This is a genomic window from Citrobacter sp. CK202, from assembly GCF_030333225.1.
GTDB lineage: Bacteria > Pseudomonadota > Gammaproteobacteria > Enterobacterales > Enterobacteriaceae > Citrobacter_B > Citrobacter_B koseri.
Map to the genome: position 1 here is coordinate 138,112 of NZ_JAOWGI010000026.1, position 21,981 is coordinate 160,092.

Here is a 21,981-nt window from a genome sequence, read left to right on the forward strand (position 1 = left end):
GTTAACGTGGCAAGGCGGTGCCCCATTCGCGCCACTCTTTCGGTTCGCTTTCCAGCAGCAGGAAGTGTTTACCCGCCTGCGCCTTCGGCGCCAGCGGCGTCCCTGGCGGGGTTGCAAACGCGATGCCGCCGCGAATGAATTGATTGAAGGTGCCGGTTTTCACCACGCCGCCGGTCAGGCCAAAGTCCAGACTGTAGCCGGAGGCCAGCCAGAAGACGGAGTTATTACGCACCAGATGCTGATAACGCTGGCTGATGCGCATAGCAATCATCACGCGGTCAGACAGCGAACCTAACGTCATTCCCGTTACCGTGCCCACTTCGATACCTCTGAACAGCACTGGCGTGCCGATGTTCAGCGAACCTGCCTCAGGAGCCTCCACGACGATGCTCAGACCATCAAGATAGCGCGAGTCGGAAATGGTTGCTTCCTGCAATTCGAAATCACGACGCGGATTGCCGCGTCCGGGTTCCACGTTAATGTAGGGCTGCAAAATCGTATCGAGATGCTCCACGCCCGCGGCGGAGATTTGCGGCGTGATCACCGAGAAACGCGTACCGCTTCGGGCAAAGGTCTGGACATACTCCGGGTAGAGCACCGCTTTCGCCTGGACCTCATTGCGCGCGGTAATCAGCTCCAGCGTCTGGATCTGGCCGATGTCGATGCCGAGATAACGAATCGGCATACCCGCCGCGAGTTTACCGGCGTCAAAGGCGTGCAGGGTGATTTGCCCACCCACCGCGCGGGCGGCGGTTTCCGAGGCGTAGAGTATTCGTTTGTCGCCTTTACGCTGGCTGGCGCTTGCGCCGCTCAGGTTATCGAAACTGATAGCGCCTTTCAGCGCACGCGACAGGGGAGAGGCCTGCACGGTCAGGCCGCTGCCGTTAAGCTGTACCTTCGCCCCGCCTTCCGCCCAGAATACGCTGTTGCTGGTTAACAGGTTGCGGTATTCCGGTTTGATATGCAGATCGATATCAAAGGCGTTAGCGCGTGGGCGCACGGTGATTACTTCACCTACCTCAAACTTACGGTACAGCACCACTGACCCCGTTTGTACATCCGGGAGCGTTTCAGCAGTGAGGCTCACCGTGGTCGTGGGGAGGTCGCTGAGGCTGTTTTCCACGGCCTTTTCCAGATTGGCGTACAGCGGGTAGCTGGATTTCATTTCGCCTTTTGTGCCGGGCAAAATACGAATGCCGCCGCTCACCCACTCGCTGGCGCTGGCGCCGAGAAACTCCACGCCGTCGAGACCGACTTTGATATCCACGCGACTGTTGACCACAAATTTGCTGTCACCCTGAATCAGGGCGCGATGTTGCGGATCGATAGCCACCGTGAACGCAACGCCTTTACTGGATAACTTACGTTCAATGACCTGGCCCACCTGCACGCCATGCAGAACCAGCGGTTGACCGGCGTCGATACCGTAGCTTTCCGGGGCGGTCAGGGTTAACGTCAGCGCATTTGGTTCATGGAGCAGGGCTTCTTCGCCAGGCACCACGACGAATTCACTGCGCGGTTCGCCTTCGCCTGGCACCAGTTCAAACGTTTTGCCGGTCAAAAGCGAACTGATACTGGCATCGCTCAGCGACAGCTTTGGACTGCGCAGCTCAATACGCGTCTTATCACGCAGGAGTGTTACCACGCTGGGGTCAACCGTCATTTCGCCCGTGACTTTCCCGCCGGGGTTGAGCGTTAATTTGGTGAGCTCGCCCACTTCAAGCCCCTGATACATCAGCGGCGTGGAGTCGGCTTTCAGGCCGTCGCCGCTGGGAAGTTCAAGTTTGACGATGACGCCGCGTTGGCTATGGGCTAAATCTTCATAGAGGCCAAATGCGTCATCTGCGGTTGCAGGCTGCGAATCGTCGGGCGAGTCAAACGCGATTGCGCCATTTACCAGCGCTGCCAGGCTCTCCAGCTTCACCTTCGCGCCGCTAAGGCTGACATCCGCATTGACGCCGGAGACATTCCAGAAACGGCTGCCTTTTTTCACCAGGCTGGTGAAGCGACGCTCAATCAGTACGTCAATGGTGACGCCCTGTTTGTTGGGATTGATGGCATAGTCATATACCCGACCCACCGGAATTTTGCGGAAATAGACCAGCGACCCGCTGTTAAGAGAGCCAAGGTCAGGCGCGTGAAGATGGATCATCAGGTCGCCGTTGTCCAGACGGTATTTCGGCTGGGTATCAAGCGCGACAAAGTGATCTTTCTCGGCCCCTTTGCCGGGCATCATGCCGATATAGTTCCCGCCGACCAGCGCGTCCAGACCCGAAACGCCCGCCAGCGACGCTTTTGGCGTCACCAGCCAGAACTGGGTCTCCTCGCGCAAGGCATCTTTCATGTTTGACTTAATGCTGACGCGCACTTCTATCTTGCGCAGGTCTTTACTCAGGCTGATGTCCTGCACCGTACCCACTTCAACGCCCTGATAGCGCACAGGCGTCCGCCCCGGAACAATGCCATCCGCCGACATAAAGTCGATCGTCACGGTGTTGCCGCGATCTTCATAACTTCCCCAAATCAGCCAGCCTGCGATCATCAACGCGATAAACGGCAGCAGCCAGAAAGGGGAAATACGACGTTTTGTTTTTATCTGCGCTTCAGTCGGCGAAGCAGGCGTTTCCTGACTCATGTGCATCCCAAAGTAAGCGGCTATCCAGCCATTCCACTGCAAGAATAGTCAATATTACCGCTGCGCCGAAATAAAACGCAGCCGGTCCCATAGTAAAAGCGAGTATCTGATCGCGATTAATCAGCGACATCGTTAACGAAATAACAAAGAGATCCAGCATGGACCAACGGCCGATCCAGGTCACCATCCGCAGCAGCAGGATGCGCGTACGCAGCCCTTGCTCACATTTGAAATGGATGCTGAGCAGCAGTGTAAACATCACAATAACTTTGGTAAATGGCACCAGAATACTGGCGATAAAGACCACGGCCGCCACGGCGATATTGCTGTTCGCCAGCGACATAATGCCCGATAAAATCGTGTCCTCCTGACGCCCGCCATTCACGTAAATAATGGATATCGGCATCAGGTTTGCGGGCAGCAGCAGGACGACAGAGGCCAGCAGCGCCGCCCAGCATTTCTGTATGCTCTGATTTCTGCGCAGGCGTAGCGGGATATGGCAACGGGGGCAACGTCCCCGTGAGTCAGGATAACCGGTGAAGTGGCATCCGAGACAGACGCGAAGTTTTTCGTCCGGGCGTCGGGCGGGGCGTTGTGGGTAAAAGCGCTCCCAGAGTTGCTCCACATTGAGATGCGACAGCGTCAGAATACTGAGGATCACCAGCGCCACAAAGGCGTAAAGCCCCAGGCCGGGTTGCAGGAAGGCGTAATCCTGCACTTTGATCGAGGCGACCCCGATACCGACCAGATAAATGTCGAGCATCACCCACTCTTTGAGCCTCTCCAGCATCAGCAATACCGGACGCAGATTCATGCCGAGAATATTACCGAACCATAGATAAGCGATGGCGGTGACCAGAATTAACGGCGCGCCCGCCACGCAAAAGAGCACCATGGCGGCCGTAAGTGGATCGCCTTGCCTGGTCATCTGCCAGATGCCCTGCATCACATTGGCGTCAATACGCACCCCTAACAGCCAGATACGCAATAGCGGTTCGCCCCAGGCAAAGGGCATCAGCAGCAGCATCGTAACGGCCAGCGCCGCCAGACGCGTCAGCGACCAGTCGCGTCCATCGCGGATTTTGGCCTGGCAACGCGGGCAATATGCGCTCTGGTGCGATTGCATTTTCGGCAGGCTAAACAGCATGTCGCATTGGGGGCAGCGCTGATAATGGGCGCGGGGCAACGCTTCACTGATAGACCAGACCGTTATTCTCTTTGTTGGCGTGAGTCGCGGGGTGTTCAGGGCCATGTATCGTGAATCAAAGTGTTAGATTAATGTAATCTTAACTCATGACGGGAATGATCTTGAGCATTAACGCATTTAATGCTTATTTTAATAGGCTGTAGTTTTAGAGTAAGACAACTAAGTGACTATATAATGAGCAAAACAGAGCTATACGCGGATCTTAACCGCGACTTTCAGGCAGTAATGGCAGGTGAAACCAGTTTTCTCGCTACCCTGGCAAATACCAGCGCGCTGCTGTTTGAGCGCCTTTCGGGCGTCAACTGGGCGGGGTTCTATCTGCTGGAAAACGACACGCTGGTGCTGGGGCCGTTCCAGGGGAAACTCGCCTGTGTGCGGATCCCGGTTGGACGCGGCGTCTGTGGTACGGCGGTCGCGCAGAACCAGGTGCAGCGCATCGAGGACGTTCATGCGTTTGACGGACACATCGCCTGCGATAGCGCCAGCAATGCTGAAATTGTGCTGCCTCTGACGGTAGACAATCAGATAATCGGCGTGCTGGACATTGATAGCACGGTATTTGGCCGCTTTACCGAAGAGGATGAGCAAGGCCTGCGTGAGCTTGTCGCGCGGCTTGAAACCGTGCTTGCAACGACGGATTACAAAAAATTCTTTGCGACCGTTGCAGGATAATCAACGGATAACGTAGCAATTACTGATGGCGTCATTATAATGACGCCTGTTCATGCCTGCGGCTTGTTGGCTACGTCCGTTGTAATCAGGAAATTTCATGGAAAATCAACCTAAGTTGAATAGCAGTAAAGAAGTTATCGCGTTTCTGGCCGAACGTTTTCCACAGTGTTTTAGTGCGGAAGGCGAAGCGCGCCCGCTGAAAATTGGCATTTTTCAGGATCTGGTAGAGCGTGTTGAGGGCGAAATGAACCTCAGCAAGACACAACTTCGTTCCGCTTTACGTCTTTATACTTCAAGCTGGCGTTACCTGTACGGCGTTAAGCCGGGCGCAACGCGTGTCGATCTCGACGGCAACCCTTGCGGTGAGCTGGATGAGCAGCACGTTGAACATGCGCGTAAGCAGCTTGAAGAAGCGAAAGCACGCGTCCAGGCGCAACGTGCGGAACAGCAGGCGAAAAAACGCGAAGTTGCCGCTGCGGCAGGCGAAAAAGAAGACGCTCCGCGCCGTGAGCGTAAACCGCGTCCTGCGCCACGTCGTAAAGAGACGACTCCGCGTACTCCTCGCGCTGAAAAACCGGCGGCTAAAGCACCACGCGCACCACGCGAAGAACAGCATACCCCGGTGTCTGATATTTCAGCGCTGACGGTAGGGCAGTCACTGAAGGTGAAAGCAGGCAACAATGCGATGGATGCCACCGTATTAGAAGTCACCAAAGATGGCGTCCGTGTGCAGTTGAATTCGGGTATGTCTTTGATTGTACGCGCAGAACACCTGGTGTTCTGAAACGGAGGCCAGGCCTGGCATGAACACTTTTTTTAGGCTTACCGCGTTAGCTGGCTTGCTTGCAATAGCAGGCCAGTCCTTCGCCGTCGATGACATTACGCGCGCCGATCAAATTCCCGTTCTGAAGGAAGAAACGCAGCATGCGACCGTGAGTGAGCGCGTGACTTCGCGCTTTACACGTTCCCACTATCGTCAGTTCAACCTGGATCAGGCGTTTTCGGCAAAGATTTTCGATCGCTATCTTAATCTGCTCGACTACAGCCACAATGTGCTGCTGGCGAGTGATGTGGAGCAGTTTGCGAAAAGCAAAACTGTCCTCGGCGATGAGCTGCGTACAGGAAAACTGGATGTTTTCTATGACCTCTATAACCTGGCGCAAAAACGCCGTTTCGAACGTTATCAGTACGCGTTAAGCGTGCTGGAACGCCCGATGGATTTCACCGGTAACGACACGTTTAACCTTGACCGCAGCAAAGCGCCCTGGCCGAAAAATGAGGCTGAGCTGAACGCGTTGTGGGATGGCAAGGTGAAATTCGACGAACTTAGCCTGAAGCTGACGGGCAAGAACGATAAAGAAATTCGCGAAACGCTGACGCGTCGTTACAAATCTGCGATTCGCCGTCTGGCGCAAACCAACAGTGAAGATGTGTTCTCACTGGCGATGACCGCATTTGCGCGCGAAATCGACCCGCATACCAACTACCTTTCTCCGCGAAATACCGAACAGTTCAATACTGAAATGAGCCTGTCTCTGGAAGGTATTGGCGCGGTTCTGCAAATGGACGATGACTACACGGTCATCAACTCGATGGTTGCCGGCGGCCCGGCGGCGAAAAGCAAGGCGATAAGCGTAGGCGATCGCATTGTAGGCGTAGGCCAGACGGGGAAAGGAATGGTTGATGTGATCGGCTGGCGTCTTGATGACGTGGTGGCGCTGATCAAAGGGCCGAAAGGCAGCAAAGTTCGTCTTGAAATTCTGCCTGCCGGTAAGGGCACGAAAACGCGAACCATTACGCTGACGCGCGAACGCATTCGTCTTGAAGACCGCGCCGTTAAAATGACGGTGAAAACGGTCGGTAAAGAGAAAGTCGGCGTGCTGGATATTCCGGGGTTCTATGTGGGGCTGACGGATGACGTCAAAGTCCAGCTACAGAAACTGGAAAAACAGAACGTGAGCAGCATTGTTATCGATCTGCGCACCAACGGCGGCGGCGCGCTGACCGAAGCGGTTTCGCTGTCCGGTCTGTTTATCCCGTCTGGCCCGGTTGTTCAGGTTCGTGACAACAACGGTAAAGTGCGTGAAGACGCCGATACCGATGGCGTGGTGTATTACAAAGGCCCGCTGGTGGTACTGGTCGATCGCTTCAGCGCATCCGCGTCGGAGATTTTTGCCGCGGCGATGCAGGATTACGGTCGCGCATTGATTGTCGGTGAACCGACTTTCGGTAAAGGCACCGTACAGCAGTACCGCTCTCTGAACCGTATTTATGATCAGATGCTGCGTCCTGAATGGCCTGCGCTGGGCTCCGTGCAGTACACCATTCAGAAATTCTACCGTGTTAACGGCGGCAGCACGCAGCGTAAAGGCGTCACGCCGGATATCGTCATGCCGACGGGGAATGAAGAGACGGAAACCGGCGAGAAGTTTGAAGACAACGCCTTGCCGTGGGACAGCATTGATGCGGCAACGTACGTGAAGTCAGATGATTTAACGCCGTTTGGCCCGGAACTGCTGAAAGAGCATAACGCGCGCATCGCGAACGATCCTGAGTTCCAGTACATCCTGAAGGACATTGCCCGTTTTAACGCGATGAAAGATAAGCGCAATATCGCTTCTCTCAATTTCGCCCAGCGCGAAAAAGAGAATAACGAAGACGATGCTCTGCGTCTGGCGCGTATCAACGATCGGTTTAAACGTGAAGGCAAGCCGCTTCTGAAGAAACTGGACGATCTGCCGAAGGATTATAAAGAGCCGGATCCGTATCTGGATGAAACGGTACGGATAGCGCTGGATCTGGCGCATCTTGAGAAAGAGAAGCCCGCGGAGCAACCCGCAACCAGCAAATAGCGTCAAGCAGGCACAAGAAATTGTGCCTGTTTTTTTAACAAGCGCATTAAGCCGTCAGTCTTATGCAACAAAATGTAAAGTTGTGTCTTTCTGGTGACTTACAGCCCGCAGATGCTTGAAAATAGCCACAAGACCCATACGATGTGGGTATCGCATAGTGCGTTTTGTTAAGTTGAGGTTAAAAGAAAATTATGATGCGAATCGCGCTCTTCCTGCTGACGAACCTGGCCGTGATGGTCGTTTTCGGGCTGGTGCTGAGCCTGACAGGGATACAGTCAAGCAGCGTACAAGGCTTGCTGATTATGGCGCTGCTGTTTGGTTTTGGTGGTTCCTTCATTTCGCTGCTGATGTCCAAATGGATGGCGTTAAAGTCCGTGGGTGGGGAAGTCATTGAGCAACCGCGTAATGAAAGAGAACGCTGGCTGATGAACACGGTGGCGACGCAGGCGCGTCAGGCCGGAATCGCTATGCCGCAGGTGGCTATCTATCATGCGCCGGATATCAACGCGTTTGCGACCGGCGCGCGCCGTGATGCGTCGCTGGTTGCGGTGAGCACCGGCTTGCTGCAAAACATGAGCCCGGATGAAGCCGAAGCCGTTATCGCGCATGAGATCAGCCACATCGCTAACGGCGATATGGTCACCATGACGCTGATTCAGGGGGTTGTGAACACCTTTGTGATCTTCATCTCGCGTATTATCGCGCAGATCGCCGCGGGCTTCCTTGGTGGAAACCGTGATGAGGGTGAAAGCAGCAACGGCAACCCAATGATCTATTTCGCGGTGGCGATGGTTCTTGAACTGGTGTTCGGGATACTGGCAAGCATTATCACCATGTGGTTCTCACGTCACCGTGAATTCCATGCGGACGCCGGTTCTGCGAAGCTTGTCGGCCGTGAAAAGATGATTGCCGCGTTGCAGCGCCTGAAAACCAGCTATGAGCCGCAGGAAGCCAACAGCATGATGGCGTTCTGCATCAACGGCAAGTCGAAGTCACTGAGCGAGTTGTTCATGACTCACCCGCCGCTGGATAAGCGTATTGAAGCGCTGCGTAGCGGCGAGTACCTGAAGTAAGGCGGTATGCCTGGCATTCTAAAAAAGCGCATCAGATGATGCGCTTTTTTTTACGCCACGGAGCGGGGTTGAGTGATGCGCAAACCGCTGATAATGGCGGCTACGGTCGCCAGGATGCCCGCCGTCATCAGGGAAATATGCGTACCGTTGTCCGCAAACTGATTCAACATGAGCGCAACCAGCGCTGCGCCGGTACTCTGGCCCAGAAGACGCGCCGTGCCCAGCATCCCGCTGGCCCCTCCGCTGCGATCGCGTGGCGCAGAGGTGATAATCGTGTGGTTATTGGGCGACTGGAATAAGCCAAAACCGGCTCCGCAAAGGATCATCGGCCAGATGATACTGATATCTGACGGCGAGGCTGGCAGCAGCATCAGCGCAAAAAGTCCTGTGGCCATAATTATCAGTCCTGACGCACCCAGCAGCCCGGCATGAACCCGTTCAATTAAATAGCCCGCCAGCGGCGCCATCACCATTGTCGCCAGCGGCCAGGGCGTCAGCAATAACCCGGTCTCGACTTCGCTACGCCCCAATACCGTTTGCAGATAGAAGGGAAGGGAAACCATCGCCAGCATCTGCGCGCAGAAAGAGCAAATACTGGTGCAGATCGACAGAGAAAAGAGCGGAATGCGTAGTAAGTCAATCGGTAACAAAGGCACCGGGAGTGAGAGCTGACGGCGAATGAAGAAGAAACCGACGACAAGCATAACCGCCAGTTCTGCGCCAATCAGCGTTAAAGGCTGCCCCTGTGCGAATCCGCTGAGAGCGGTGATCAGCAAGCCGAAGGTTAAGGCGTTCATCACCGCGCTGGGCAAGTCGAAGCGCGGTTTGGTGCTGCGAGCGCTGTTTGGGGGTAAGAAACGCATAGCCAGCAGCAATGCGATAATGCCTAACGGAACGTTAATCAGGAACAGCCATTTCCATGACGCTATCGACAGAATTGCTGCTGCAATGGTTGGCCCCGCAGCCGAAGACACCGCGACGATGAAGGAGTTGATGCCCATTCCGCGCCCAAGGTGGCGTTGCGGATAGATAAGTCGGATCAGCGCCGTGTTCACGCTCATCAGCGCGGCGCCGCCAAACCCCTGCGCGACGCGCGCAAGCGTCAGCATTTCCAGGGAGTCCGACAGCGCGCAGAACAGTGACGAAAACAGGAAAATGACCAGGCCGTATTTATAGATGCGTCGATAGCCGAACATGTCTCCCAGAAATGAGAGCGATAAGAGAGAAACCACGATCGCGATTTGGTAGGCGTTAACAACCCAGATCGATCGGGCGGCGGACGCCTGGAGATCGGTTGCAATGGTAGGGAGCGCGACATTCGCGATTGCGCCATCCAGCACGGCCATCGAGATACCAATAATGATGGTTAAAATGGCGCCGTAACGCTGGGGTAATGGCAGGCCATCGGCCTGGATTTTGTCCATAGAGAGTCAATATCTTTCGGGGGATTATGATCAGAGTAATGATTTTAGCATTGATATCGCGGGGTTATGTCGCAGATTTGTAACTAAGTAAGCAAAGATGGATTGCGACCGCCATGACGTGAAATTATAATAAAAACCGGTTCTGATTTTTATAAAACACTCGCAATGAGGTGATAAATGGCTATCGCAGATCTGGATAAACAACCTGATTCTGTTTCTTCTGTGCTGAAGGTTTTTGGCATTCTGCAAGCGCTGGGTGAAGAGCGCGAAATAGGGATCACCGAGCTGTCGCAACGTGTCATGATGTCAAAAAGCACCGTTTATCGCTTTTTACAAACGATGAAAACGCTGGGTTATGTCGCGCAGGAAGGTGAATCTGAAAAATATTCGCTGACCCTGAAATTGTTTGAGCTGGGCGCCCGTGCGCTGCAAAACGTTGATCTGATCCGTAGCGCTGATATTCAGATGCGTGAAATTTCCCGCCTGACCAAAGAGACAATTCACCTCGGTGCGCTGGATGAAGACAGCATTGTCTACATTCATAAAATCGACTCCATGTACAATTTGCGCATGTATTCCCGCATTGGCCGCCGTAACCCGCTGTACAGCACCGCAATCGGTAAAGTGCTGCTGGCATGGCGCGACCGTGATGAAGTCAAACAGATACTGGATGGCGTGGAGTACAAGCGTAGCACCGCGCGCACGATTACCAGCACCGAGGCGTTACTGCCGATGCTGGATCAGGTGCGCGAGCAGGGGTACGGCGAAGATAACGAAGAGCAGGAAGAAGGCCTGCGCTGTATTGGCGTGCCGGTGTTCGACCGTTTTGGCGTGGTGATCGCCGGTCTGAGCATTTCGTTCCCGACGCTGCGTTTCTCCGAAGAACGTCTGCATGAGTATGTCGCTATGCTGCACACGGCAGCGCGTAAAATCTCTGAGCAGATGGGTTACAACGACTATCCATTCTGAGCCGAGCGCGCCCTGAGCCGTTCAGAAGCCAGCCGGTAGAAGATACCTGCTGGCTTTTTTATTGCCCTGAAAAGGGGCGGGAGAGTGGTTTCTCCCGCTAAAAAACGCATTAAAAAGGCATAACCACGTTATGCCTGATATTTATGCAGATGAATGGATGTGATGCCAGATTAGCCGTTATCGACCACCACGGCGCTTTTTCTGAATACAGGACAGTCTGACAGACCAATGATGCCGCTGTCAGTATGGACATATTGCGCTGTACTGGTGCCGCGAGCGGTCAGATATTGACATTGCAGACCCAGACCGGCGGCGTTCTCCTTGCTGCCAATCAGAACCCCATAGCCACTGAGCAATAAACCAATCCATACCAGAGCAATCAAAACAATCGCGCGAATGATCAAACGCATTACTACCTCTTTTCTTTTTTTGGTTAGAATAAGGGTAGCCTGAACGCCCACTGAAACAAGTGTATCATTCCTAAAAGTATATAATGTCGCTCCAGTTAGTTCCGGTTTAGATAACGCGTGGTAATTTGATGGCATAAGATGTGGATGCGGAGAGCGGAGTGAAAAAGTTTCGGTGGGTAATCCTGATTATTGTTGCGTTGGTATGTCTGCTGCTGTGGGCGCAGGTGTTCAACATAATGTGCGATCAGGATGTACAATTTTTCAACGGAATTTGTGCCATCAATAAATTTATCCCCTGGTGATAGCATTTTTACAACAGTTGATTACCTTCCCGTGTAGCAGTGGTAAAATACGGCGTCTACATTGAGGTGGTAACATGAACGAAGTTCTGAATTCTGGCGTACTGACTTTTACGTCTTTGATTGTATCGGTGGTGGTTCTGATTGTCGGGCTGGTCCTGTGGTTTTTTGTGAACCGGGCAAGTTCAAGAACAAATGAGCAGATTGAGCTGCTTGAAGCGCTGCTGGATCAGCAAAAGCGGCAAAATGCCTTGCTACGCCGTCTGTGCGAAGCTAACGAGCCTGAAAAAGTCGCTGAGGCCGAGTCTGAAGCGAAACCTCAGGAAGAGGATGACGATATCATCCGTCTGGTCGCTGAACGGTAACGACAAGCAGAGACAGGATGCGCGTCTGCCAGCCATTCCTTCAGGCAGGCCCATCCTGTTTTCATTAATGTAACCCTGTGTATACCAGGTCTGTTATTTCATTGATCATTTAATGCTTTAACTTAATCTCTCCTTAAATATATTTATCCATACGCTAATAATGTGATTATGTCGCTTTTGTGATAGCGATCGTTTTTATTAATAGCGAAACGTTTCTCTCACTTTTTTTGTGCATTGTCATCATTCTTTCATTATTTTGGTGCACGACCAAAGCACGTATTGGCTATCAGTGAAACGGATGAAAAATGGTCGAATACTTCGCATTTTTAAACAATATTGGTTTTTTTGCGTTGTGACAATTTATGCATTACAAAGCATAAAAAGTGATATCTGTTTACCGTATCGATAAGATCAACGCATGACCTGGAACAACCGAAGTTATTGAGCTATGGTAGAAAAGCCGCTGTACGGGCGTAAGCCTGTCGAAAGGCGCCTGGAGAAGCGAGAATATATCGTCGGGAACTGTGCCGCATAACTGTGCAGTTGATCTTTGATATCTCTCTGGATTTGTGCGACTGATCGAGACACGTTTAAAAATGGCTTGCCATAATTAACGTTGTATGTGATAACACGTTTTGGGTTAAACGAGGTACAGTTCTGTTTATGTGTGGCATTTTCAGTAAAGAAGTCCTGAGTAAACACGTTGACGTTGAATACCGCTTCTCTGCCGAACCTTATATTAGTGCCTCAAGCAGTAATGTCTCAGTTTTATCTATGTTATGCCTGCGGGCGAAGAAAACACTCTAAGGAATTTTGCAAATGGCAAAGATTAAAGGTCAAGTTAAGTGGTTCAACGAGTCTAAAGGTTTTGGCTTCATTACTCCGGCTGATGGCAGCAAAGATGTGTTCGTACACTTCTCCGCTATCCAGGGTAACGGCTTCAAAACTCTGGCTGAAGGCCAGAACGTTGAGTTCGAAATTCAGGACGGCCAGAAAGGTCCGGCTGCTGTTAACGTAACAGCTATCTGATCGACACCACTGATTTGAAGCGCCAAGGCGCATCAACCTCAGATATAAAGCCTCGCCAGTGCGGGGCTTTTTAATTCAGGTTCCTTCAAAATATTTCTGAATACACTTCTGTTAGCGCTTTGTTGCAAAGCCGCGATGTTCGTAGCATTGTTTTTCCCGCTTTCCCTCGTCAATTCCCGTTAAATCAATCACCTGAAAAATGACCTTGCTGGAGACCAGGTGAAAAAGAAAAGCGACGGCGCCGTGCGTAATTTTGCTCCCATCCGTTTTGTTCTGCTGTGCGTGGCGATTTTGCTGAGCATGGGGTTATTGCTGGGACGCGTGGCGTGGTTACAGATCATTACGCCGACAAATCTGGTTAAACAAGAGGACAGGCGTTCGTTACGTGAGGTCACCACGGCGTCGCCACGCGGCATGATTACCGACAGAGAAGGGCGTCCGTTAGCCGTTAGCGTGCCGGTCAATGCGGTCTGGGCCGATCCGAAGACGATCGTCAGTAAAGGCGGCGTGGGGTATAACCAACGCTGGCAGGCGCTGGCGCAGACGCTGCATCTTTCACTGGCTACGCTGGCTGAGCGGGTAAACAGTAATCCAGCCGGGCGGTTTATCTATCTGGCGCGCCAGATTTCGCCGCAGCAGGCCGAATGGATCGATAAGCTCAATCTTCCTGGCATTAACCTGCGTGAAGAGTCCCGGCGTTTTTATCCGGCAGGGCATGTGGCGGCCAACCTGATTGGCTTTACCAACATTGACGGGCAGGGGATTGAGGGGATTGAGAAAAGTTTTAATGCCCAACTGACGGGGAAACCCGGTTCCCGCCTTGTTCGCAAAGATAAGTTTGGTCATGTCATCGAGAACATAACTGAAACAAATCCTGTGCCGGCGCATGAGCTTCAGCTCAGTATTGATGAACGCCTACAGACAGTGACGGAGGATGCGCTGGATAACGCCGTCACCTGGAACAAAGCGGAGTCCGGCGCGGCGGTACTGGTCAACATCGCGACGGGGGAAATTCTGTCGATGGCGAGCTTCCCGGACTTTAATCCGAATAACCGGGAAGGCGCCGTGCTGGATGATTTTCGCAACCGTGCCATCAGCGATACCTTTGAACCGGGTTCCACGGTCAAGCCGCTGGTGATCATGACGGCGCTTCAGCAGGGCATTGTCCAGCCCGACAGCGTGATTGATACGCATCCGTTCAATCTTGACGGCCACCGGATTCGTGACGTGGGGTATTACCCGGAGCTGAGTTTGACCGGAATCCTGCAAAAATCGAGTGATACCGGCGTGTCGCGTCTCTCGCTCGCTATGCCGGTTCAACGACTGCTGGATACGTATAAAGGCTTTGGCTTTGGGCAGTCTACGGGACTGGGACTCACCGGGGAGAGCAGCGGCTTACTGCCGCAGCGTCGTTACTGGAGCGATCTGGATCGGGCGACGTTTGCCTTCGGGTATGGTCTGATGGTGACGCCGCTCCAGCTGGCGCACGTATATGCCACCATCGGCAGTTTTGGTATCTACCGACCGCTTTCCATTACGCGTATCGATCCGCCCGTTGTGGGGACGCGTGTGATGCCCGCCGAACTGGTGCATCAGGTTGAGCATATGATGGAGAGCGTCGCGCTCCCCGGCGGGGGAGGAACCAAAGCCGCAGTCAGAGATTATCGCGTGGCGGTAAAAACCGGTACGGCGAAGAAAATCGGCGATGACGGTAAGTATGTCGATAAATACGTGGCCTATACGGCGGGCGTGGCTCCGGCCAGCGATCCGCAGTTTGCGCTGGTGGTTGTGATTAACAATCCGCAAAACGGCTCTTACTATGGCGGCGCGGTGTCGGCGCCGGTGTTCAGCCAGATTATGGGCGATGTTCTGCGCCTGGAAAACGTTAAACCGGACGGTATGCCTGCCGACTCCGATCATCTGTTAGTGATGCACGGCAACCGCCTGTCGTCCCCCTCGCTGTAAGTTATTTTCCCGGGGCGCAATTCGCGTTACACTTGCGCCCTAACATTACCGGCCGGAGTTGTCATGTCGTTTTCTTGTCCCCTTTGTCATCAGCCACTTGCGCAGGTGAAAAACAGTTTTATCTGCCCACAACGGCATCAGTTTGATGTGGCGAAAGAGGGATACGTCAACCTGTTGCCCGTGCAGCATAAACGGTCACGGGACCCGGGCGACAGCGCCGAAATGATGCAGGCGCGGCGGGCATTCCTTGATGCCGGGCATTATCAGCCGTTGCGCGATGCCATCGTCAGGATACTTGCTGAACGGCTGGACGAGAATGCAACGTCGATTCTGGATATCGGCTGCGGTGAAGGGTATTACACGCATGCCTTCGCCGAAACGCTGGCGTCAGGCACCACATTTGGTCTGGATGTCGCGAAAGTCGCCATTAAAGCGGCGGCGAAACGTTATCCGCAGGTGACGTTTTGTGTGGCGTCAAGCCATCGTCTGCCTTTTGCCGACGCCTCTATGGATGCGATTGTCAGGATTTATGCCCCCTGTAAGGCTGAAGAGTTAGCGCGAGTGGTAAAACCGGGTGGTTGGGTAATCACCGCTACGCCGGGGCCGCGCCATCTGATGGCGCTAAAAGGGCTGATCTATGATGAAGTGCGCTTACATGCCCCGCATACTGAGCAGCTTGAAGGGTTTACGTTGCAGCAAAGCATGGCGTTAGGGTATGAGATGCGGTTGCGCGGTAATGAGGCCGTTGCGTTGCTCCAGATGACGCCTTTCGCCTGGCGTGCAAAACCTGACGTATGGGAGCGGCTGGCGGCTTGCCAGCAGTTTGATTGCCAGACGGATTTCAGCCTTCACATCTGGCAACGTGAGCGTTAACCGTGGAAGTGTGTCCAGAGGATCTGGGCGCCGATACCGATAAGTACAGCCCCGCCAAGAATTTCCGCCCGTTTGCCGAGCAGCGGGCCGATAAAGCGCCCCACCATAATGCCCAGCGTGGACATGATTAACGTGGCACAGCCGATAGCCAGCGCGGTCGCAATAATGTTCACCTGCAAGAACGCCAGACCGACGCCAACGGCCATTGCATCCAGGCTGGTGGCGATAGCGGTAGTGACCAGCAGCCAAAAACTGTGGCGGCGTAACGGCTCGTCATCTTCGTCATTACCGCCACGAACGCCTTCGATAATCATACGAATCCCCAGAAACACCAGCAGGATGAACGCAACCCAGTGATTCCATTCCAGTACGAATTTACTGGCCAGCATACCCAGCCCCCAGCCGATCAGCGGGGTGAGCGTTTCAACCGCGCCGAAAATAAGGCCGGTGCGCAGGGCTTCGGAGAATTTAGGTTTGTGTAGCGTGGCGCCTTTACCAATCGATGCCGCGAAAGCATCCATTGACATGCCGAAAGCGAGAAGAACAGTTGCGGTGATATTCATAACAGCGTCCTGACCGGGGTTCCATAAAACACATCACTGCCCCCAGCGAACATGCATACCTGAACATGGCGTTCATAAGCTATGCATAGCAGTTGATGTGCATATGGTCTCGCCTGACTGAAAATAGAGTGATATCAGTCCGTACGCGCCACGTTTTTCAACGAGTATGTTGACACGTACATTTCCTGAGTCTGGAAATCGGCTACTCCCCAAATGACGGCGCAACATTAACATATTTTGAGAATATAAAACAACAATGGCGAAATATTATTTGACTTCTAATTGAAAACGATTTTCATTTAGATTTAATTATCAATAAAACGTTAAAATAAATAACAAATCAGGCGGGATGAATATAGCCTTAGCTATGTTTTTTTATTCGCGAATATACTTAAAACATAGTTCAGGCTATATCTGTAACTCATTGAGATGAAACAAGAAGCTTATATATTCTTTCCAGATCGTCGATATTTTGTACGCGAATAAGCAGGCGCCGTTGTTCTAATTGCATCACCAGTACGCCATCTTCCGATAAATTCATCTCTTTAATACGGTTATATTCTATCCAGACATTGGCGAAGAAAAAACCTTTCTGTTTGAAGATGATCCTGGGGGCGCGAACCCAAAAAATATAAAACCCCATCAGCGCCAGTGCACATAATAACCATGTGGTAATTTGCGCGCCGTGACTGGTAACGTTGTTGTAGATAAGAATGGCGACCAGGCCGACGAAGATAACGCTATCAACACGACCACGACGCAGCAGAGGCACTGCAAGCAGAGTGGGGCCGTTACGGCGGGGCATGATGAACTGATCGTAAATGGCGTAAGCCAGTAACGCGACAATAAAAAGAACCAGCACCAGGTCCGTGACAGTCATTAATCCTCCAGATAAAAAAACCGGGGCCAAAGGGCCCCGGTAGTGTACAACAGAATTACAGACCCAGCAGGCCGCAAGCGTAACCGGCGATACCGATGACGAAGAAGCCAACGATGATCCACAGCGGGTTCACTTTCTTACGCAACAGCCACATACAGGCGAAGGTCAGCAGCAGCGGAACCAGACCCGGCATCAACTGATCGAGAATGGTCTGCACGGTGGTGACGTTTTCTTTACCCGTCTGGTCAGTGATGCGTGATACCACCAGCGGAATATTGACGTGCGTCCACTTGTTAACCAGCGCTCCCATGACAAACAGGCCGAGGATTGACGCCCCCTCAGTCAGTTTTTGCAGGAAGCCGCCGCCCATATCCTTAACGATATCGACGCCTTTACGGTAGCCGTAAGCCACACCGTAGTAACGGGTCGCCAGACGCACCAGGTTAAACAGAATAAAGAACAGCAACGGCCCCAGCAGGCTGCCGCTCATCGCGATACCCGCGCCCAGCGCGGCGAATACCGGACGAACCGTACCCCAGAAGATAGGGTCGCCCACGCCTGCCAGCGGCCCCATCAGACCAACTTTGATACCGTTGATGGCACCATCGTCGATCTCCGCGCCGTTGGCGCGCTGTTCTTCCATCGCCAGCGTAACGCCCAGTACCGGAGCGGCAACGTAAGGATGGGTGTTGAAGAACTCCAGGTGACGTCTGATCGCCTGTTTACGCGCGTCGTTGTTTTCCGGGTACAGGCGTTTGATCGCCGGCACCATGGAGAAGCAGAAGCCCAGCGCCTGCATACGTTCGAAGTTCCATGACCCCTGGAACAGGTTAGAACGGATGAACACGCCACGAATATCACTCGGAGTGAGTTTTTTCTCAGTGGTAGTTTTAGTCATATCAACCATTTCGTTCACCTGTTAGTCCAGTTCGTTATCGAGATCGTTGTTACCAGCAGCCTGAGCTGGCGCACCGGCTACGCGGTTATATTTCGGGCTCAGCTGGATGTAGAGGATGGCCATTACCGCGCCAATTACGCCCAGAGCAACCAGGTTGAAGTTAGTGAATGCCGCAGTGACGAAGCCGAGGTAGAAGAACGGCATCAGATAGCCCGCGCGCATCATGTTGATGACCATTGCGTAACCGACAACCACGATCATGCCGCCGGCGATGTTCAGACCGCTGGTCACGACTTCCGGGATCGCATTCAGCATGCCCTGAACTTCACTGGTGCCGACAGAAATCGCCACGATAACCGCCGGAATCGCGATACGCATTGCCTGTAGGAACAGGGAGGATACGTGGATCCAGGACAGTGCCGTCAGGTTGCCGCTATCGGCCGCTTTATCCGCCGCGTGCTGGAATGCCACGGTGATGGTACGTACGATGATGGTCAGCACCTGACCTGCGGCCGCCAGTGGAATCGCCAGCGCGATACCTGCGCCAATGCCTTGATGACCGGCGATAACCAGCACGGTTGAAATAATGGAAGCCAGCGCGGCATCAGGCGCAACGGCAGCACCGATGTTCATCCAGCCAAGCGCGATCATTTCCAGGGTACCACCGATGATAATACCGGTTTTCATGTCCCCAAGAACGGCACCGATTAGCGTACAGGCCACCAATGGACGGTGGAACTGAAATTCATCAAGTACCGACTCCATACCCGCGATACATGCGACGATGAACACCAGCACAATCTGAAGAGTGGTAATCTCCATTGTACTTCTCCTATTGCTATACAGACTTAAGTGTGAATGCTAATTAAATGCCGGGTGGTTATTTCGCCACTTTGGCAATCAAATCCATCATTTTCAGTTTCTGATCGGTGGAAACTTTACGAACCTCAAGCTCGATACCGCGTTCGTTGAGCTTTTTAAAGGCGTCGATATCGGTCTCGTCGACGGAAACGGCGTTATTAACCTGCGTTTTACCCTGACGGAAAGCCATACCGCCAATGTTTACGGAAGTCACTTTCACGCCGCCTTCAACGATACGTTCCACATCGGTAGGGTTGGTGAACAGCAGCATCACACGTTCGCCTGCGTATTTCGGGTTGTTATAGACACGAATCATCTTGGCAACGTCTACCACATGCGCCGTTACGCCCGGAGGTGCCACCTGTGTTAACAGCGTTTTACGTACGGTGTCCGCCGCAACTTCATCACTCACGACGATGATGCGGGTGACGTTGGTCTCTTTGGTCCAGCGGGTGGCGACCTGGCCGTGAATCAAACGGTCATCGATACGGGCGAGACCGATTACCATGTAATCGTTGGGTCCCATTGGTTTAGCGGGCGCCGCCGCTTTTGGCGCAGCAACCGGCGCCGGAGCGGCTTTTTCAACCGGTTTCGCTTTCAGCGCTTTCACGCCTTCATGACCGGTTTCTACCGCCAGAGCGACTAATTCGTCAAAGCTCGGATTGTCATCGCGGGCCATGAACGTTTCCACCAGCATCGGAATATTGACGCCAGCAATGACTTCATAGTGCTCTTTGTCGACGACAATACGGCTGGCAGCATTAAATGGACTGCCTCCCCATGTATCAACGAGAAACAGCACGCCTTTGCTGGTATCGAGTTTTGCCAACTGAGCGTTGTACTTTTCAATCAGCGTTTCGGCATTTTCGCCTGGAACGAAATCGATCCAGCCGACGTTTTCCTGCTCGCCTAACAGCATTTCTGCTGTTTTAAGTAACTGCTCTGCAGCCCAACCATGTGTGCCTATAACAATAGCAATGGTCACTTGCTACCTCCTTTATTATCGTTAACACATCAACGTGACAGATGTATTTTGAATCGCCGTCCGCACTCGAATCGATTCAGATAAGGGTTATAATGAAAAAACAGTTATTTCCGGGAATTATTTTAGATAGCGAAAAAAATATTTTATGTGATGAAGATCCGCAATTTAGCTTTCACATCAGAGAAATTTCGTAGTGTAAAATATCCCTGTAACATCTCATTGCAAAGGAAGGTAAATCTTTGCCAAAAAGACATTGTCTCTGTTATGTTTAGCTTCCGTTTAATTAGTAAGGAGTATAGGGCAGTAGCCCGCCGTATGGATCGTCACCGACGTCATTTCACTTTGAGGCCGTATCAGGCCTGTCTGTCTGGCTCTTTTGGCCGCAACCTTAATTCGCATATTGCTTTCTCGCCTGTTCGCTATTCCTTAAGCAGGAGCTTGTCATGGAATTCTTAATGGACCCCTCAATCTGGGCGGGTTTGCTCACGCTTGTTATCCTCGAAATTGTTCTGGGTATTGATAACCTGGTCTTTATCGCGATTCTGGCTGACAAGCTGCCGCCAAAGCAGCGTGATAAGGCGCGTCTTATCGGTTTGTCGCTGGCGCTGGTGATGCGCCTGGTCCTGCTGTCCATCATTTCGTGGATGGTGACCTTAACGAAACCACTCTTTACCGTCTGGGATCTCACCTTCTCAGGGCGCGATCTGATCATGCTCATCGGGGGTCTCTTCCTCCTGTTTAAGGCCACGACGGAGCTGCATGAGCGCCTGGAGAACCGCGAGCATGACTCGGGGCACGGCAAAGGCTATGCGAGTTTCTGGGTCGTGGTAACGCAGATCGTTATCCTTGATGCCGTCTTCTCCCTTGACGCGGTAATTACCGCCGTGGGTATGGTTAACCATCTGCCAGTGATGATGGCTGCCGTGGTGATTGCGATGGCGGTGATGCTGCTGGCGTCTAAGCCGCTTACCCGTTTCGTCAACCAGCATCCGACGGTTGTAGTGCTCTGTCTGAGCTTCCTGTTGATGATCGGTCTGAGCCTGGTGGCGGAAGGTTTTGGCTTCCATATTCCGAAAGGGTATCTGTACGCTGCTATCGGTTTCTCAATCGTCATCGAATTGTTCAACCAGATTGCGCGTCGTAACTTTATTCGCCATCAGTCAACGTTACCGCTGCGTGCACGCACCGCAGACGCCATCCTGCGACTGATGGGTGGTAAACGTCAGGCGAGCGCGCAGCACGAGTCTGACAGCCCGGCGACGGTGCCTGTACCTGAAGGCGCGTTTGCTGAAGAAGAGCGTTATATGATCAACGGCGTGCTGACCCTGGCGTCCCGTTCGCTGCGCGGCATCATGACGCCTCGCGGTGAAATCAGCTGGGTGGATGCTGACCTGAGCGTGGATGAAATCCGCGAACAGTTACTCTCTTCTCCGCACAGCCTGTTCCCGGTGTGTCGCGGCGAACTGGATGAGATCATCGGTATTGTTCGCGCGAAAGAACTGCTGGTGGCGCTGGAAGAGGGCGTGGATGTGGCCGCGATTGCTTCGGAATCACCAGCGATTGTCGTCCCGGAAACGCTGGATCCGATTAATCTGCTGGGCGTCCTGCGTCGCGCTCGCGGCAGCTTCGTCATCGTCACCAACGAGTTTGGCGTCGTGCAGGGGCTGGTTACGCCGCTGGACGTGCTGGAAGCGATTGCCGGTGAGTTCCCGGATGCCGACGAAACGCCTGAGATCATTACCGAAGCGGGCGGCTGGCTGGTGAAGGGGGGGACGGATCTGCATGCCCTGCAACAGGCGCTGGATGTCGATAACCTGGTGAACGACGAGGAAGACATCGCCACCGTCGCTGGATTGGTTATCGCCGTAAACGGTCATATCCCGCAGGTGGGCGATGTTATCGACGTTGCGCCGCTTCATATCACGATTGTCGAAGCGAACGACTACCGTGTTGATTTGGTTCGTATTGTTAAAGAACAACCTGCTCACCACGAAGACGAATAAGCGCCGTTCCCCGGTAAA

22 protein-coding genes are annotated in these 21,981 nt (G+C 53.1%); 13 read left to right on the forward strand and 9 right to left on the reverse strand.

Annotation, left to right across the window (positions count from 1 at the left end):
• Position 1 precedes the first annotated feature (1 nt).
• On the reverse strand, positions 2-2,635 hold the full coding sequence (locus OGX84_RS13570) for a PqiB family protein (RefSeq protein WP_104868549.1): 2,634 nt from the start codon (positions 2,633-2,635) through the stop codon (positions 2-4).
• Positions 2,604-3,887, reverse strand: coding sequence for a membrane integrity lipid transport subunit YebS (yebS, locus tag OGX84_RS13575; protein WP_024130263.1), 1,284 nt, complete (start codon positions 3,885-3,887; stop codon positions 2,604-2,606). The genes OGX84_RS13570 and yebS overlap by 32 nt, the downstream gene beginning before the upstream one ends.
• 129 nt (positions 3,888-4,016) lie before the next feature.
• On the opposite strand from yebS, the gene msrC reads away from it, so the two are divergent.
• The 4 genes from msrC (at position 4,017) to htpX (ending at position 8,439) form a co-directional block, all read left to right on the forward strand.
• Positions 4,017-4,514, forward strand: a complete 498-nt coding sequence (gene msrC / locus OGX84_RS13580; protein ID WP_012132036.1) for a free L-methionine (R)-S-oxide reductase MsrC — start codon at positions 4,017-4,019, stop codon at positions 4,512-4,514.
• Positions 4,515-4,611: 97 nt separating this feature from the next.
• Complete coding sequence (gene proQ / locus OGX84_RS13585) at positions 4,612-5,298, forward strand: RNA chaperone ProQ (RefSeq protein WP_112002003.1); 687 nt, start codon at positions 4,612-4,614, stop codon at positions 5,296-5,298.
• 19 nt (positions 5,299-5,317) lie between these two features.
• Positions 5,318-7,366, forward strand: coding sequence for a carboxy terminal-processing peptidase (prc, locus tag OGX84_RS13590; RefSeq protein ID WP_012132038.1), 2,049 nt, complete (start codon positions 5,318-5,320; stop codon positions 7,364-7,366).
• Between the two features lie 191 nt (positions 7,367-7,557).
• Complete coding sequence (htpX, locus tag OGX84_RS13595) at positions 7,558-8,439, forward strand: protease HtpX (protein WP_012132039.1); 882 nt, start codon at positions 7,558-7,560, stop codon at positions 8,437-8,439.
• A 50-nt stretch (positions 8,440-8,489) separates the two neighbouring features.
• Here the strand turns inward: htpX and OGX84_RS13600 are convergent, their stop codons facing one another.
• Positions 8,490-9,863 (reverse strand): MFS transporter, encoded by a 1,374-nt coding sequence (locus tag OGX84_RS13600; RefSeq protein ID WP_112002004.1) that lies wholly within the window; start codon positions 9,861-9,863, stop codon positions 8,490-8,492.
• Between the two features lie 177 nt (positions 9,864-10,040).
• Between OGX84_RS13600 and kdgR the strand changes: the two genes are divergently transcribed.
• The gene (gene kdgR / locus OGX84_RS13605) at positions 10,041-10,832 is read left to right on the forward strand and encodes a DNA-binding transcriptional regulator KdgR (RefSeq protein WP_012132042.1); all 792 of its coding nucleotides are present in this window, start codon (positions 10,041-10,043) and stop codon (positions 10,830-10,832) included.
• 170 nt (positions 10,833-11,002) lie between these two features.
• On the opposite strand, the gene OGX84_RS13610 is transcribed toward kdgR, so the two are convergent.
• Positions 11,003-11,242, reverse strand: a complete 240-nt coding sequence (locus OGX84_RS13610) for a YobH family protein (protein WP_024130264.1) — start codon at positions 11,240-11,242, stop codon at positions 11,003-11,005.
• Between the two features lie 158 nt (positions 11,243-11,400).
• On the opposite strand from OGX84_RS13610, the gene mgrB reads away from it, so the two are divergent.
• The 6 genes from mgrB (at position 11,401) to rlmA (ending at position 15,773) form a co-directional block, all read left to right on the forward strand.
• The gene (mgrB, locus tag OGX84_RS13615) at positions 11,401-11,544 is read left to right on the forward strand and encodes a PhoP/PhoQ regulatory lipoprotein MgrB (protein WP_024130265.1); all 144 of its coding nucleotides are present in this window, start codon (positions 11,401-11,403) and stop codon (positions 11,542-11,544) included.
• A gap of 74 nt (positions 11,545-11,618) precedes the next feature.
• A complete protein-coding gene (locus OGX84_RS13620; RefSeq protein ID WP_012132046.1) occupies positions 11,619-11,906 on the forward strand; it encodes a YebO family protein in 288 nt (95 codons plus the stop codon).
• A gap of 663 nt (positions 11,907-12,569) precedes the next feature.
• On the forward strand, positions 12,570-12,713 hold the full coding sequence (locus tag OGX84_RS13625; protein ID WP_001537930.1) for a DUF2627 domain-containing protein: 144 nt from the start codon (positions 12,570-12,572) through the stop codon (positions 12,711-12,713).
• A gap of 12 nt (positions 12,714-12,725) precedes the next feature.
• Positions 12,726-12,935, forward strand: a complete 210-nt coding sequence (gene cspE, locus OGX84_RS13630) for a transcription antiterminator/RNA stability regulator CspE (RefSeq protein WP_001062678.1) — start codon at positions 12,726-12,728, stop codon at positions 12,933-12,935.
• 219 nt (positions 12,936-13,154) lie between these two features.
• Positions 13,155-14,900 carry a peptidoglycan DD-transpeptidase FtsI2/PBP3(PARA) gene (gene ftsI2, locus OGX84_RS13635; RefSeq protein ID WP_047463226.1) on the forward strand — a complete coding sequence of 582 codons (1,746 nt, stop codon included), beginning with the start codon at positions 13,155-13,157 and terminating at the stop codon, positions 14,898-14,900.
• Positions 14,901-14,963: 63 nt separating this feature from the next.
• Entirely contained in the window at positions 14,964-15,773 is an 810-nt protein-coding gene (gene rlmA, locus OGX84_RS13640; RefSeq protein ID WP_012132049.1) for a 23S rRNA (guanine(745)-N(1))-methyltransferase, read from the forward strand.
• On the opposite strand, the gene mntP is transcribed toward rlmA, so the two are convergent.
• The 5 genes from mntP to manX form a co-directional block, all read right to left on the reverse strand.
• Positions 15,770-16,336 carry a manganese efflux pump MntP gene (gene mntP, locus OGX84_RS13645; RefSeq protein WP_012132050.1) on the reverse strand — a complete coding sequence of 189 codons (567 nt, stop codon included), beginning with the start codon at positions 16,334-16,336 and terminating at the stop codon, positions 15,770-15,772. The two genes, rlmA and mntP, sit on opposite strands and share 4 nt — an antisense overlap.
• Positions 16,337-16,757: 421 nt before the next feature.
• Complete coding sequence (locus OGX84_RS13650) at positions 16,758-17,216, reverse strand: DUF986 family protein (RefSeq protein WP_112002005.1); 459 nt, start codon at positions 17,214-17,216, stop codon at positions 16,758-16,760.
• Between the two features lie 55 nt (positions 17,217-17,271).
• A complete protein-coding gene (gene manZ, locus OGX84_RS13655; protein ID WP_012132053.1) occupies positions 17,272-18,123 on the reverse strand; it encodes a PTS mannose transporter subunit IID in 852 nt (283 codons plus the stop codon).
• Between the two features lie 12 nt (positions 18,124-18,135).
• Positions 18,136-18,936 (reverse strand): PTS mannose transporter subunit IIC, encoded by an 801-nt coding sequence (gene manY, locus OGX84_RS13660; protein WP_012132054.1) that lies wholly within the window; start codon positions 18,934-18,936, stop codon positions 18,136-18,138.
• A gap of 58 nt (positions 18,937-18,994) precedes the next feature.
• A complete protein-coding gene (gene manX / locus OGX84_RS13665) occupies positions 18,995-19,960 on the reverse strand; it encodes a PTS mannose transporter subunit IIAB (protein WP_112002006.1) in 966 nt (321 codons plus the stop codon).
• 315 nt (positions 19,961-20,275) lie between these two features.
• Between manX and OGX84_RS22850 the strand changes: the two genes are divergently transcribed.
• Together OGX84_RS22850 and yoaE are read left to right on the forward strand one after the other, a co-directional pair.
• On the forward strand, positions 20,276-20,416 hold the full coding sequence (locus OGX84_RS22850; RefSeq protein WP_371320444.1) for a protein YoaL: 141 nt from the start codon (positions 20,276-20,278) through the stop codon (positions 20,414-20,416).
• Positions 20,404-21,963: a CNNM family cation transport protein YoaE gene (gene yoaE, locus OGX84_RS13670; protein WP_047463233.1), complete on the forward strand. Its 1,560-nt coding sequence runs from the start codon at positions 20,404-20,406 to the stop codon at positions 21,961-21,963. The genes OGX84_RS22850 and yoaE overlap by 13 nt, the downstream gene beginning before the upstream one ends.
• Positions 21,964-21,981: the final 18 nt, after the last annotated feature.

Bases quoted from the DNA above. Each gene is read 5' to 3' on its own strand.
- OGX84_RS13570 (WP_104868549.1), bottom strand. From the start codon at position 2,635: ATGAGTCAGGAAACGCCTGCTTCGCCGACTGAAGCGCAGATAAAAACA.
- yebS (WP_024130263.1), bottom strand. From the start codon at position 3,887: ATGGCCCTGAACACCCCGCGACTCACGCCAACAAAGAGAATAACGGTC.
- msrC (WP_012132036.1), top strand. From the start codon at position 4,017: ATGAGCAAAACAGAGCTATACGCGGATCTTAACCGCGACTTTCAGGCA.
- proQ (WP_112002003.1), top strand. From the start codon at position 4,612: ATGGAAAATCAACCTAAGTTGAATAGCAGTAAAGAAGTTATCGCGTTT.
- prc (WP_012132038.1), top strand. From the start codon at position 5,318: ATGAACACTTTTTTTAGGCTTACCGCGTTAGCTGGCTTGCTTGCAATA.
- htpX (WP_012132039.1), top strand. From the start codon at position 7,558: ATGATGCGAATCGCGCTCTTCCTGCTGACGAACCTGGCCGTGATGGTC.
- OGX84_RS13600 (WP_112002004.1), bottom strand. From the start codon at position 9,863: ATGGACAAAATCCAGGCCGATGGCCTGCCATTACCCCAGCGTTACGGC.
- kdgR (WP_012132042.1), top strand. From the start codon at position 10,041: ATGGCTATCGCAGATCTGGATAAACAACCTGATTCTGTTTCTTCTGTG.
- OGX84_RS13610 (WP_024130264.1), bottom strand. From the start codon at position 11,242: ATGCGTTTGATCATTCGCGCGATTGTTTTGATTGCTCTGGTATGGATT.
- OGX84_RS13620 (WP_012132046.1), top strand. From the start codon at position 11,619: ATGAACGAAGTTCTGAATTCTGGCGTACTGACTTTTACGTCTTTGATT.
- OGX84_RS13625 (WP_001537930.1), top strand. From the start codon at position 12,570: ATGTGTGGCATTTTCAGTAAAGAAGTCCTGAGTAAACACGTTGACGTT.
- cspE (WP_001062678.1), top strand. From the start codon at position 12,726: ATGGCAAAGATTAAAGGTCAAGTTAAGTGGTTCAACGAGTCTAAAGGT.
- rlmA (WP_012132049.1), top strand. From the start codon at position 14,964: ATGTCGTTTTCTTGTCCCCTTTGTCATCAGCCACTTGCGCAGGTGAAA.
- mntP (WP_012132050.1), bottom strand. From the start codon at position 16,336: ATGAATATCACCGCAACTGTTCTTCTCGCTTTCGGCATGTCAATGGAT.
- OGX84_RS13650 (WP_112002005.1), bottom strand. From the start codon at position 17,216: ATGACTGTCACGGACCTGGTGCTGGTTCTTTTTATTGTCGCGTTACTG.
- manZ (WP_012132053.1), bottom strand. From the start codon at position 18,123: ATGGTTGATATGACTAAAACTACCACTGAGAAAAAACTCACTCCGAGT.
- manY (WP_012132054.1), bottom strand. From the start codon at position 18,936: ATGGAGATTACCACTCTTCAGATTGTGCTGGTGTTCATCGTCGCATGT.
- OGX84_RS22850 (WP_371320444.1), top strand. From the start codon at position 20,276: ATGGATCGTCACCGACGTCATTTCACTTTGAGGCCGTATCAGGCCTGT.
- yoaE (WP_047463233.1), top strand. From the start codon at position 20,404: ATGGAATTCTTAATGGACCCCTCAATCTGGGCGGGTTTGCTCACGCTT.